11 protein-coding genes are annotated in these 13,026 nt (G+C 53.4%); 7 read left to right on the top strand and 4 right to left on the bottom strand.

Annotated elements, in window-relative coordinates; genetic code table 11:
• Nucleotide 1: 1 nt before the first annotated feature.
• Nucleotides 2–2,083 (bottom strand): DNA gyrase/topoisomerase IV subunit B, encoded by a 2,082-nt coding sequence (locus tag M2118_RS06200; RefSeq protein WP_280795065.1) that lies wholly within the window; start codon nt 2,081–2,083, stop codon nt 2–4.
• Nucleotides 2,084–2,261: 178 nt separating this feature from the next.
• On the opposite strand from M2118_RS06200, the gene M2118_RS06195 reads away from it, so the two are divergent.
• Nucleotides 2,262–2,498, top strand: coding sequence for a DUF7455 domain-containing protein (locus M2118_RS06195; RefSeq protein WP_280795064.1), 237 nt, complete (start codon nt 2,262–2,264; stop codon nt 2,496–2,498).
• A gap of 62 nt (nt 2,499–2,560) precedes the next feature.
• On the opposite strand, the gene M2118_RS06190 is transcribed toward M2118_RS06195, so the two are convergent.
• Both M2118_RS06190 and M2118_RS06185 read right to left on the bottom strand, forming a co-directional pair.
• Entirely contained in the window at nt 2,561–4,186 is a 1,626-nt protein-coding gene (locus M2118_RS06190) for an RNA polymerase sigma factor (RefSeq protein WP_432418389.1), read from the bottom strand.
• Nucleotides 4,187–4,374: 188 nt separating this feature from the next.
• On the bottom strand, nt 4,375–5,301 hold the full coding sequence (locus tag M2118_RS06185) for a proteasome assembly chaperone family protein (RefSeq protein ID WP_280795062.1): 927 nt from the start codon (nt 5,299–5,301) through the stop codon (nt 4,375–4,377).
• A gap of 82 nt (nt 5,302–5,383) precedes the next feature.
• Here M2118_RS06185 and M2118_RS06180 point away from each other — a divergent pair, with 82 nt between their 5' ends.
• From M2118_RS06180 to M2118_RS06170, 3 genes are all read left to right on the top strand, one after another.
• The gene (locus M2118_RS06180) at nt 5,384–6,859 is read left to right on the top strand and encodes a leucyl aminopeptidase (protein WP_280795061.1); all 1,476 of its coding nucleotides are present in this window, start codon (nt 5,384–5,386) and stop codon (nt 6,857–6,859) included.
• Nucleotides 6,860–6,945: 86 nt separating this feature from the next.
• Entirely contained in the window at nt 6,946–8,319 is a 1,374-nt protein-coding gene (gene lpdA / locus M2118_RS06175; RefSeq protein ID WP_280795060.1) for a dihydrolipoyl dehydrogenase, read from the top strand.
• 58 nt (nt 8,320–8,377) lie between these two features.
• The gene (locus M2118_RS06170; RefSeq protein WP_280795059.1) at nt 8,378–9,757 is read left to right on the top strand and encodes a 2-oxo acid dehydrogenase subunit E2; all 1,380 of its coding nucleotides are present in this window, start codon (nt 8,378–8,380) and stop codon (nt 9,755–9,757) included.
• 3 nt (nt 9,758–9,760) lie between these two features.
• On the opposite strand, the gene M2118_RS06165 is transcribed toward M2118_RS06170, so the two are convergent.
• Nucleotides 9,761–10,249, bottom strand: coding sequence for a hypothetical protein (locus M2118_RS06165; RefSeq protein ID WP_280795058.1), 489 nt, complete (start codon nt 10,247–10,249; stop codon nt 9,761–9,763).
• 363 nt (nt 10,250–10,612) lie between these two features.
• Here M2118_RS06165 and lipB point away from each other — a divergent pair, with 363 nt between their 5' ends.
• From lipB to M2118_RS06150, 3 genes are all read left to right on the top strand, one after another.
• Nucleotides 10,613–11,254 (top strand): lipoyl(octanoyl) transferase LipB, encoded by a 642-nt coding sequence (lipB, locus tag M2118_RS06160; protein WP_280795057.1) that lies wholly within the window; start codon nt 10,613–10,615, stop codon nt 11,252–11,254.
• The gene (gene lipA / locus M2118_RS06155) at nt 11,244–12,224 is read left to right on the top strand and encodes a lipoyl synthase (protein ID WP_420807779.1); all 981 of its coding nucleotides are present in this window, start codon (nt 11,244–11,246) and stop codon (nt 12,222–12,224) included. Before lipB ends, lipA begins: the two co-directional genes overlap by 11 nt.
• Before the next feature lie 68 nt (nt 12,225–12,292).
• Nucleotides 12,293–12,988, top strand: coding sequence for a DUF4191 domain-containing protein (locus M2118_RS06150; protein ID WP_280795056.1), 696 nt, complete (start codon nt 12,293–12,295; stop codon nt 12,986–12,988).
• Nucleotides 12,989–13,026 lie beyond the last annotated feature (38 nt).

The following is a 13,026-nucleotide window of genomic DNA, read 5'->3' as shown; positions in this document are numbered from 1 at the left end:
ACTAAACGTCAATTCTGTCGCGCGTCATACCTGCAGAGCCTTCAATGATGAAGTCACGACGTGGTCCCACGTCGTTGCCCATAAGAAGTTCAAAGACGGTGTCTGCCATGGCAGCGTCTTCAACACGAACGCGGCGAAGTGTACGAGCTGAGCGATCCATCGTGGTGGTGGCTAGCTGATCAGCATCCATCTCACCGAGACCCTTGTATCGCTGAATAGGCTCCTGATAGCGCTTGCCAGACTTTGCTAATGCAGCCAAAACAGACTGCAGCTCAGTTTCTGAATACGTGTAAATCGTTTCATTGGGCTTAGTGCCTGGATTGAGAACGACAACACGGTGCAGTGGTGGCACGGCTGCAAAGACGCGACCGGCCTCAATGAGTGGGCGCATGTATCTGAAGAACAGAGTCAACAGGAGCGTGCGAATGTGTGCACCATCCACATCAGCATCAGACATCAAGATGACTTTGCCATAACGTGCGGCGTCAAGATCGAAGCTACGACCTGAACCAGCACCAATCACCTGGATGATTGATGCACATTCCGTGTTGTTGAGCATGTCTGAAACAGAAGCTTTTTGAACATTAAGTATCTTGCCTCGAATAGGAAGAAGAGCTTGGTATTCACTGTTTCGAGCAAGCTTTGCCGTGCCCAGTGCTGAGTCACCCTCCACAATGAACAATTCAGACTGTTCAACGTCGTTGCTGCGGCAATCTACGAGCTTGGCAGGAAGGCTTGACGTTTCGAGTGCATTCTTACGTCGCTGAGTTTCTTTGTGGGTGCGGGCCGAAATACGGCTCTTCATCTCAGAAACAATTTTCTCTAACAACAGAGAGGACTGCGTCTTGTCATCACGTTTGGTTGAGGTGAGGCGTGCTGCAAGCTGCTTCTGAACGACTGAGGCAACAATCGCCTTCACCGCTGGAGTTCCGAGAACTTCCTTCGTTTGGCCTTCAAACTGTGGTTCTGGAACTCGAACAGTCACGACTGCTGTGAGACCGGCTAGAACATCGTCTTTCTCGACTTTGTCATTGCCAGCTTTGAGCTTGCGAGAGTTTGCTTCGACCTGAGCTCGGATGACTTTGAGGAGTGCCTGTTCAAAACCTTGCTGGTGAGTTCCACCCTTTGGGGTGGAAATGATGTTGACGAAACTTTGCATTTCCGTTTCGTAACCAGTTCCCCACCGCAGCGCAATATCAACACCACAGCTTCGTTCAACTTCAGAAAGAGCCATGTTCCCATCTGAACCAAGTACAGGCACCGTTTCTGTGAAGTGACCTTCACCCGTCAAACGCCAGATATCAGTCACAGCAGAATCAGGAGCGAGATATTCAGCAAATTCACTGATACCTCCACTGAACTTAAAGCTCGACTCAAGAACTTCAGATCCTCGTTCATCTGAAATCTTCATCTCTAAACCTGGAACGAGGAAAGCAGTCTGACGAGCACGATCGTTGAGGTCTTCGGTCTGGAAAGAAGCACCAGGAGTGAAGATTTGCTGATCTGCCCAGTAGCGGACGCGAGTACCCGTGACACCCTTGGCAACTTTGCCCTTGACGCTCAAAGAGCTGCCGTCTTCAAAGGGAGTGAAGGGGTTGTTGGGAGCTATTCCCTTACTATCATCGAAGATGCCTGGCTCTCCGCGGCGGAAAGACATCGCCCAGATGTTGCCGTCACGGTCAACTTCGACATCGAGACGTTCAGAAAGTGCATTCACTACCGAAGCGCCAACACCGTGAAGTCCACCTGATGCAGCGTAAGAACCTGAACCAAACTTTCCACCAGCATGCAACTTGGTGAAGACAACCTCAACGCCGGTCAGACCAGTCTTGGGCTCAACATCGACAGGAATACCACGAGCCTTGTCGCGGACTTCAACACTGTTGTCCTTGTGAAGTTGAATCTCAATGCAGTTGCCGTGACCGCCCAACGCCTCATCGACAGAGTTGTCAATGATTTCCCAGAGACAGTGCATGAGACCACGAGAGTCGGTCGTACCGATATACATACCGGGACGCTTACGGACAGCTTCCAGTCCTTCCAAAACGGAAAGATGGCGAGCGGAATACTCTGAAGAACTCACGCGACTCCTCAACTACTTCGTGGCGCTCTTTGACAGTAGTTTGTCGAACCCCTGATTCCACGGAGGCACGCGTCAGGATACTGATACGCGGTCAGCGAAATGCCCGCTAAACCGGCATCATTTACCAGCTCTTCATGGTTATATGTGCTTAGGACTTCATTACGAAGAGGAGCGAGAGATGACAACAGCAATGACTGAAACAGCATCAACCGACGTAGCCTCCGAGCTCACCAGCCTTGACCGCTGCGACAGCTGCGGTGCTCAGGCATATGTTCGTGCCACCATGCCCGCAGGCGGTGTCCTTCTCTTCTGTGCACACCACGCCTCCAAGCACCGTGAAAAGCTCACTGGCCTGGGAGCTGAATGGCATGATGAGACGGCAAAGCTGCACGCAGCTAACGATCGCTCGATCTAACACCTGACTTAACGAAGAAGCCCCGGCGCGAATGCGTCGGGGCTTCTTTCATGTCTCTCGATTTACTCGAGGTAGTCACGTAGTGACTGAGAACGCGAAGGGTGTCGAAGTTTCGCCATCGTCTTCGACTCAATCTGACGAATACGCTCACGAGTGACACCGAACGTGTCACCAATCTGATCGAGTGTCTTGGGGATTCCATCGCCCAAGCCAAAGCGCATGCGGATTACGCCAGCTTCACGCTCGGATAGTGAATCCAACAAAGACTCCAACTGCTTCTGCAACATGGTGAAACCAACTGCATCTGCAGGAACAACTGCCTCAGTGTCCTCGATGAGGTCACCAAATTCGCTGTCGCCATCTTCACCCAAGGGTGTGTGGAGAGAGATCGGCTCACGGCCATACTTCTGAACTTCGACAACCTTTTCAGGAGTCATGTCTAGTTCACGAGAGAGCTCTTCAGGAGTTGGTTCGCGACCAAGGTCTTGAAGCATCTGACGCTGAACACGTGCAAGCTTGTTAATGACTTCAACCATGTGAACAGGAATACGGATGGTACGAGCCTGGTCAGCCATGGCGCGGGTAATGGCCTGACGGATCCACCACGTTGCGTATGTCGAGAACTTAAAGCCCTTGGTGTAGTCGAATTTCTCAACTGCACGAATCAGGCCGAGGTTACCTTCCTGAATGAGATCCAGGAACTGCATGCCACGACCGGTATAGCGCTTCGCAAGTGACACAACCAGACGAAGGTTGGCACCCAGTAGGTGGCTCTTTGCGCGCTGACCATCGCGAGCTACCCAACGAAGTTCACGTTCGAGCTGCTTAGGAATGCTCTTCTTGGTTGCAAGCTTGTCTTCAGCGAAAAGACCAGCCTCGATGCGCAATGCGAGCTCAACTTCTTCAACAGCGTTGAGAAGTGGAACTTTACCGATCTGCTTGAGGTAGTCCTTGACGGGGTCTGCTGTAGCACCGGTGATGGCAGTTGAGTAGACAGGAACGTCATCATCTTCATCAGCCATGGAGAGAACAATCGCGCCAGTAGGAAGAGGTTCTTCCGTCACAGCGGGACGAGCAGGCTTGTCTTCGTCTTCGTCGAGTGCGTCCTCATCTGACACCTCAACGACTACGGCTTCAATAACGACATCAGCAACGAGCTCTTCAACATCGACTTCTTCGTCGTCAGCATCAGGATCTACTGCCTTCGCGCGACCACGGCCACGCTTGGATGCGATCTCAGCTGGGGCTGCTTCTTCGGTAAGAAGAGCGTTAGCCATTTTCTCAAGCTCAGCTTTAGTGGGCTTCTTCGCTTTAGCTGCTGGCTTTTCAGCTTCAACAGCTTTTACAGGAGCCTTGGCAGCTGTCTTTGCAGGTGCCTTCGCTACTGTTTTCACAGGAGCTTTGACAGCTGGCTTTGCTTCAGCCTTAGCAGGTGCCTTAGCAGGTGCTTTGGTTGCAACTTTTGGCTCGGCTTTCGCAGCAGCTTTGGGAGCGGCCTTGGGCGCAGTTGCCTTGGCAGGGGCCTTAGCAGGAGCCTTCGCCGCCGTTGTCTTTGCAGGAGCCTTTACAACAGGCTTTTCTGCCTTGGCTGGAGTCTTAGCAACTGCTTTTGCTGGGGCTTTCGCCGCTGGCTTTTCAGTCGTCTTGGTTGTCTTTGGGGCAGGAGTCTTGGCGGCAGGAGCCTTCACAGAGGGAGTACTTTCCGGAGCAGGCTCGGCGGCAGAGGGCTTAGATTTTCCACCAAAGAACGACGCAATGCGACCTTTGGGCTTAGATGGTGCCTTCTCTGTTGCCATGAGCAGATTTCTCCTGTTCGGGGGCATAACTAGGACCCTTGTCAAGTCCCGGGAAGGGAACAGACTGGGTCCGGTTTCTATTATCGCATGTCGCCAGACTCTTCCGTACCACGACGGTACGCAAGAAATTCTTCAAGTTCTGCAGCGATTTCATCTGCTGTCGGAAGTTCACCTTCAAGGTCAGTCAGAGGCGAACGAAGAGCGTTGTCTTTCATATACGAGTCGTATCGCTGTTCAAGGGTGTGGACGAGCTTGTTCAACTCTTCATTGGTCTCGACCTGTTCGTCGATCTTGGCGACGAATTCACGGCCCTCTTCTCTCAAACGATCCGTTGGGAAGATGAGACCAGTTGCGGAGCTGATGCTTTCCAGCGCAACCAGAGATGCCTGAGGGAATTCAGTATCTGCCAAGTAATGAGGAACGAGGAGAACAAAGCCCGCAATTTCGTGTTCGATTTCTTGAAGACGATATTCGACCAAGTGCATGGCATTGGCTGGAACCTGGGTGTGAGGACGCCAGACCGAGAACTGTTCGATGAGGTCTGAGCGATTACCACTGACCGTGGTGCCGATAGGACGCGTGTGAGGCACTGGCATTGGAATGGAATGAACCCAAGTTGTTGTGGCGATATCGAATCGTTCAACGAAGTTAAGAACTTCTCGACTGAACGCTTCCCACTTGAAATCTGGTTCATACCCTGTCAACAAGATGAAAGGACGTGACATTTCGTCACGGACCAGATGGAAAGCCAACATCGGAGGTTCGAAACCAGTTAAGTGATCCTGATCGAAATAGATGATGGGGCGACGAGCACGGTAATCCAGCAGAGAGTCTGCATCAAAGATGGCAATGATCTGCGAATCCATCGTGTCCACGATGTAGTCGGTGAATCCAGTGACCGCTGAACCTGAGTCTGCGAACCCGGTCAAACCGGCGACCAGCGGCAATCCTCGCGGAACTTCAACAGGGTCCATCACGAAGTGGAGCAAGCTCTCGCGTTCAGGCATAGCTTCAGTCTACGTTCGTAATTCTGTTGCGTTGTACGCGTGGGAGAAGCCTGCATAGTGCGCAGGAACCTAGGGTGAAGTCGTGAGTATTCCTTCGCTATCTATGGTCTCCCGTCCTTCGTCACACGCACTGATTGTGATCGGTGCTGTGGCAGAGAAGAAGGGGGTTCGCCTTGTTGCTTCTCGGGACACAACCAAACTGCAAAAACTCGCAGCGTCATTGGACGTCACCGGGGCACAAGATTCTTTCACCACGGCTATAGATCCAGCACACCCCGCCACCGTTCTTGCCATTGTTGGACTTGGTTCTGGCCCTCTAACCCCAAACAGCTTCCGTTACGCAGCAGCGGTTGCCGTGAGGAAGTTGGCGGGAAATGAAACTGTCGCCTTCGATTTTGGTGCTGTCGAAGCAGCTTCTCTCGAAGCGCTCGCTGAAGGCGCAGCAATTGGCTCTTATTCATACACCGAATACAAATCGACACCGGAGAAAAAGTCTGCGGTGACATCGATTGAAATTGTTGCCGATAAGAAACTGACAGTAGACCTTTCAAAACCAGCTGTCAGTGCAGCGGCACTCACCCTGGTCAAGAACCTAGTGAACACTCCCCCTAACGATCTTTACCCAGCGACCTTTGTTGACCACACACTTGCCGCCATCAAGGGATTACCAATCAAGTCGACCGTCTGGGACGAAAAGGCTCTCATCAAGGACGGTTTTGGCGGAATCGTGGGAGTCGGACAAGGTTCATCGCGCCCTCCTCGACTCGTCAAGCTTGTGTATTCCCCCCGCAAGGCAAAGAAACACATAGCCATCGTCGGCAAGGGCATCACCTTCGACACCGGTGGGCTTTCTCTCAAGTCCGGTGCAGGCATGATCGGCATGAAATATGACATGACTGGTGCGGCATCAACCCTGGCCATCATCACTGCTGCCGCCAAGCTCAAACTCAATGTCAACATCACTGCATGGCTATGTCTTGCAGAAAATATGCCGTCCAGCACAGCTACCCGTCCAAATGACGTCCTCACCATTCACGGTGGAAAAACAGTAGAAGTGCTCAACACTGATGCCGAGGGTCGTTTGGTTCTCGCCGATGGCCTAGTTGCCGCAAGTAAGGAATACCCCGATGTCATCTTTGACATCGCTACTCTCACCGGCGCTGCAACAACCGCTCTGGGCACTCGCTACACAGGAGTGATGGGTGACGCCGAAACTATTTCCCACCTCGTGGAACTCGGAAATTCAACCGGAGAAAACTTCTGGCACATGCCGTTGCCCGAGGAATTGCGTGCATATCTGAACTCAGATGTCGCAGATATTGCGAACGTCAAGCCTGGCAACACAGCTGGTGGAATGCTTGTGGGAGCTACTTTCCTCAAAGATTTCGTAGGAAAGACCTCCGATAAGCCAGATGCTCCCCAGATTCCCTGGGTTCACTTGGATATCGCCAACACGGCGAACAACGCTGGAGGGGCTTATGGCTTTACCAGCGCAGGCCCTACCGGCGTAGCAGTGAGAACACTGATCAACCTCGCAGAGTCATACGCCACGGCGTAGTAGTCTCATAAAGGTTAACTTCACCGAAAGTAACGCAGATTTTTGCGTCTAACTGGCGCAAACACCCTCTCAAAAGGAGCAGAAACGTGGCTGAACTCAACTTTGACCTCGTCGTACTTGGCGGCGGAAGTGGTGGCTACTCTGCTGCCATCCGCGCAAGCGAACTTGGCATGAACGTCGCACTCATCGAAAAGAACAAGCTTGGTGGCACCTGCCTCCACGTGGGTTGTATCCCCACCAAGGCGATGTTGCACGCAGCCGAGGTTGCTGACAACGCTCGTGAAGCTCACGAATGCGGCATTAACGCCACTTTCAACGGCGTGGACATGGATCGTGTCAACGCATTCCGCGAAGACATTATCGCCAAGAAGTTCAAGGGTCTCGGCGGCCTCATCAAGGCACGTGGCGTCACCGTCATCGAAGGCGAAGGCCGTCTCGTTTCGCCCAACACTATTGCTGTGGGCGCGGACACCATCGTGGGCAAGAACGTTGTTCTTGCTACTGGTTCTTACTCTCGCTCACTTCCCGGTCTCGAAATCGGCGGCCGTGTCATCACCAGCGAGCACGCACTTCAGATGAACTACGTTCCCAACAAGGTCGCCATTCTTGGTGGCGGCGTTATCGGTGTGGAGTTCGCTTCAGTCTGGAAGAGCTTCGGTGCTGAAGTTGTCATCATTGAGGGTCTTCCCCACCTCGTTCCTAACGAAGAAGAAAGCATCTCCAAGGCTCTTGAGCGTGCTTACCGCAAGCGTGGAATTGACTACAAGCTTGGTGTTCGCTTCCAGGGCGTGACCCAGAGCGATTCTGGTGTTGTCATCACTCTCGAAAGCGGCGAGACCGTCGAAGCAGACCTCATGCTCGTTGCTGTCGGACGTGGCGCTGCAACTGCAGGGTGTGGCTTCGAAGAGGTCGGCATCACCATGGATCGTGGTTACGTCATCACCAACGAACGTCTTGCTACCAACATTCCTGGCGTATATGCAGTTGGTGACATCGTTCCTGGCCTTCAGCTTGCTCACCGCGGTTACCAGCAGGGCATCTTCGTTGCCGAAGAAATTGCCGGCCTCAACCCAGTTGTGATCAGCGACACCAACATCCCCAAGGTCACATACTGCGAGCCTGAAATCGCATCTGTTGGCCTCACCGAAGCAAAGGCTGCAGAGCAGTATGGCGCAGACAAGATTGCTGCCTACGATTACAACCTCGCTGGTAACGGTAAGAGCGAAATCCTCGGAACCGCTGGTTCCGTCAAGGTTGTTCGCGTTATCGACGGCCCCGTCGTTGGTGTTCACATGATTGGTGCTCGCGTGGGTGAGCTCATCGGTGAAGCTCAGCTCGTCGTCAACTGGGAAGCACACCCAGAGGACATCGCACCATTGCTTCACGCCCACCCAACTCAGAACGAGTCCCTGGGTGAAGCATTCCTGTACCTCGCTGGCAAGCCTCTACACACGCTGTAGAGACCGGTCAAGCATTAGTAAGCTAAACAACGCAGCAGCTAACAAGGAGATTTAGTCCATGAGCGAGTCAGTCAGCCTCCCCGCATTGGGTGAAAGCGTCACCGAAGGCACCGTTACCCGGTGGCTCAAGAACGTCGGTGACCGCGTAGAGGTAGATGAGCCTTTACTCGAAGTATCAACTGACAAGGTTGACACCGAGATCCCTTCGCCCATCTCGGGCATTGTGGAAGCAATTCTGGTCCAAGAGGATGAGACCGTTGCCGTCGGCACCGTCCTTGCACACATTGGTGATGGTTCCGGCGCTGGAGCAGCTCCTGCAGCACCTGCAGCCGAAGCTCCAGCAGCACCTGCTGCTCCCGAACCAGTTGCCGCACCAGAGCCCGTTGCAGCTCCCGTGGTTGCAGCACCTGTTGTTGCCGCCCCAGTGGTGGCACCTCCCGTGGTTGCAGCACCTGTTGTTGCTCCTCCAGTCGTAGCACCTCCCGTCGTTGCACCTCAGCCTGTAGCAGCTCCTGCAGCACCAGCTGCGGCTCCTGCTCACTCAGGTGGTGCAGGTTACGTCACTCCTATCGTTCGCAAGTTTGCTAACGAGAACGGTGTAGATCTCAACGCTGTTGTCGGTACTGGTATCGGTGGACGCATCCGCAAGGAAGACGTTCTCTCAGCTCGTGGAGGCTCTTCTGCAGCTCCTGCAAAGGCCCGCACCCCACTGACCGTTTCTCCTCTGCGTGGAACTACTGTTCCGATGACGCGCCTGCGCAAGGTTGTTGCCGAGCGTGCTGTTATCTCGATGCAGAGCACTGCTCAGCTCACCAGCGTTGTAGAAGTAGACGTCACTCGCATCGCTGAACTGCGCAAGCGTGTTCAGGGACAGTTCGTTGCCGCAACTGGTGGAAAACTCAGCTTCATGCCATTCTTTGCTCTTGCAGCAACTGAGGCACTCAAGGCATTCCCCATCATCAATGCAACTGTTGACGGTGACAACATTGTTTACCCCGGCTACGAAAACGTGTCGATTGCAGTTGACACCGAGCGCGGTCTGCTCACCCCAGTTGTCAAGAACGCAGGAGAGCTGAACATTGCTCAGTACTCCATCGCTATCGCTGACGTAGCTGCTCGCACCCGCGACAACAAGCTGCAGCCAGACGAGCTTGCTGGTGGAACCTTCACTTTGACCAACACTGGTTCTCGTGGAGCGCTCTTCGACACCCCTGTTGTTTTCCTCCCCCAGCTCGCCATCCTCGGTACCGGTGTTGTCACCAAGCGTCCCGTCGTGATTGAAGCTGAAGGACAGGAAGTTATCGCCGTTCGTTCGATGGTCTACCTTGCTCTGTCCTATGACCACCGCATCATCGATGGTGCTGACGCTGCACGTTTCCTCGGAGCAATGAAGGAACGTCTCGAAGAAGGCGCATTTGACGCTGACCTCGGCATCTAAGTTCTAACGAGGATCAAACACCTCACGAATTCGCCACGCAGTTCCTGATTTTTGCAGGAGCAGCGTGGCGAATGTCGTTAAGCCTTCTGCTTGATCGGCGTGAACATCGACCAACACAATTTCTCCACTAGTGCTCACCACTGTTGCGGTGAGAGATTCACGAGAAACACCACTAGGTAGCGAGAACCCAGGAACCTGTCCGGCAAGAACAAATTCGATTGCGGCTTGAGTGGGTTCCATCACGTGAGCTGGATCTGGTTGTTGCGACGAAAACAGTGAAGGTGCAATATCCGACATGGCTTCAGTTGAATTCGTTGGAGTCGACGTCAGTCCAAGACCTACAACTACGAGGACAACTCCCGAGACAGCAGAAGCGATGACAGGCATACGACGTCGTGAAAGAACTCCAACTAATACCTGGACAGGGTTACGAGCAATCTCTGGCAATTCCTTGTCTTCTATTTGCTCACTTCGTGGCGGGTCAAAGGTCATGACTAGAGACGGATTAGCACTCAAAGCGGGGATAACTTGTCTTCCAGTGCCGCGTTCAGAAACCCAAACAAGATCACCATTCTCATTTCTGCCAACATCTATGGGAAAACCAGGTTGAGCATAGGGAGTGAGGAGATGCTGAATAGGCTGTCCATTAATCTCGGCGGTACCTGTGAATTCACCATGGTTGTGTGAGTCAGGCTCAACTAAATAGCCGATTATGTGAGAGTGATTCCGCGTAGACATAAGTGTGAATATGCCAGCACCAAGAGCTCATCCGTTCCCACAAGTTGCCTGAGGTGTAGGCCTCTGAGGAAATACTCCTGTGGAGAACAAGAGCGACACGGCAGGTAGACTTGAAGCATGTTGGATGTGGTCATTCTCGGTCTCGGAGATGACGCAGTCCCCTACCGTGAAGCGTGGGAAAAACAGCGTGAAATCCACAAACAAGTGGTTTCCGGAGAACGCCCCAACACTCTTCTATTGCTCGAGCACCAGTCTGTCTATACAGCCGGCAAAAGAACGGAAGACTCCGAGCGTCCTGTGGACGGAACTGAAGTCATTGACGTTGACCGCGGCGGAAAGATCACCTGGCACGGACCTGGGCAACTCGTGGGGTATCCCATTACCAAGCTTCAAGAACCCATGGATGTCGTGGCCTATGTCCGCACCATTGAAGGCCTTCTGATAGAGGCAGCAGCTGAATTCGGCGTGACAGGTGAACGAGTAGACGGACGCTCTGGCGTCTGGGTAAACCGTGGCCTGGGATACGACAAAGTCGCAGCAATCGGCATTCGAATCAGCGAAGGCGTTTCCATGCATGGTTTCGCTATCAACTGCAATAACTCGCTCCAGGCATATGAGAACATCGTTGCGTGTGGAATCCGTGATGCTGGTGCCACAACACTTTCTCAAGTTTCGGGAACAAACATCACCCCCAGTGACGTTGTCCCTGTTGTTACTCGTCTTTTCACTCACTACTTTGAGGATGCTCATGTCAGCTGATGGCCGCAAGCTTCTGCGCTTGGAAGTTCGTAACAGCGAAACTCCTATCGAGAAAAAGCCTGAATGGATTCGCACCAAAGCAAAGATGGGGCCTGAATATCAGGCGCTCCAGAAATTGGTGAAGAGCGAAGACCTCCACACCGTGTGCCAAGAGGCTGGCTGCCCCAACATTTACGAATGTTGGGAAGACCGTGAAGCAACCTTCCTCATCGGTGGTTCACAGTGCACCCGTCGATGCGACTTCTGCCAGATTGATACCGGTAAGCCTGATGCTTTTGACCGCGACGAGCCTCGTCGTGTGGGCGAATCCGTGGCCCAGATGAATCTACGCTACGCAACTGTCACTGGTGTCGCTCGCGACGACCTTGAAGACGAGGGTGCCTGGCTCTATGCCGAGACCATCCGACAGATTCACCAGCAAAACGCCAACACTGGCGTGGAAATTCTTGTGCCTGACTTCTCCGGAAACCCAGACCACCTGAAGCAGGTCTTTGATGCAGCTCCTGAGGTCTTTGCCCACAACGTGGAAACAGTGCCTCGCATCTTCAAGCGCGTTCGCCCCGCCTTTACCTATGAACGTTCACTTGATGTCCTGACACAGGGACGCAATGCAGGAATGATCACCAAATCAAACCTCATTCTCGGTATGGGTGAGACTCGTGAAGAAGTGAGCCAGGCGTTGCAGGATCTCTACGATGCTGGCACCGACATCATTACCATCACGCAGTATCTGCGTCCCAGTGCACGTCACATGCCTGTGGACCGCTGGGTTCACCCTGAAGAGTTTGTTGAGCTCAAGGATGAGGCAGAAGCAATTGGTTATCTCGGGGTCCTCTCTGGGCCGCTAGTGCGTTCTTCCTACCGCGCAGGACGCCTCTACGCGCAGTCCATGCGAGCCAAGGGACGGGAAATCCCTGAAAGCCTCAGCCACCTAGCTGATGCTGAGCTCGGCTTCTCCCAGGCCGTTTAGTCACTTCTTGAGGTGATCTCCCCCGTGGTGGTCATCTAAACCACTCCACGATAGGTATTGTTTTCTTCATGGCACGTACGAAAAAACCCAAGGGATCTTCACGTCTAGCTCAGATGTGGCAGGTCTTCCAGATGACCCGTCGCTACGACAAGAGCGTTGTTGGACTGCTCTTGCTCTCCGTCCTGCTCCCTTCCGGAGCTGGTGTTGCAGCAGGTCTCCTGCTCAGTGACGGCAATGTTTTCACCCTGGTGATTTGGATCATCGTGGGCGTGATGTTGGGTCTACTTGTTGGACTCATCGTGCTCGGTCGTCGCGCAGAGCGTGCTGCCTACTCTCAGATTGAGGGTCAACCTGGTGCTGTTGGTGCTGTGATCAAGTCCGCACTCAAGAGAAGCTGGATTGCAGAAGAAATGCCCGTCGCCATCAACGCGAAAACCAAGGATGCCGTTTACCGCGCCGTTGGTCGTGGTGGTGTTGCACTTATTGCCGAAGGCCCCATTGCCCGTACCCAGCGTCTCGTTGATGACGAGAAGCGCAAGACCGCCAAGATTCTTCCTAACGTTCCCATCACCGTGATTACTGTGGGCCCCGACGAACAGTCCGTCAAGCTTTACAAGCTCGGCTGGCAGCTCACCAAGATCAAGCACGCTCTGACCAAGAGTGAAGTACGTGTTGTCTCAAACCGTTTAGCTTCTCTTGGAACAAACATTCCAATCCCGAAGGGCATCGACCCCTACAAGGTTCGCCCTTCGCGCGCACGCTAACAGAACTGATTATCCGGTCCACTCCTCGAGTGGGCCGG

It is taken from the genome of Aurantimicrobium minutum, from assembly GCF_029892845.1.
Lineage (GTDB): Bacteria > Actinomycetota > Actinomycetes > Actinomycetales > Microbacteriaceae > Aurantimicrobium > Aurantimicrobium minutum_B.
The sequence above is the reverse complement of the archived record's forward strand: the minus strand, read 5'-3'. Positions and strand labels throughout refer to the sequence as shown.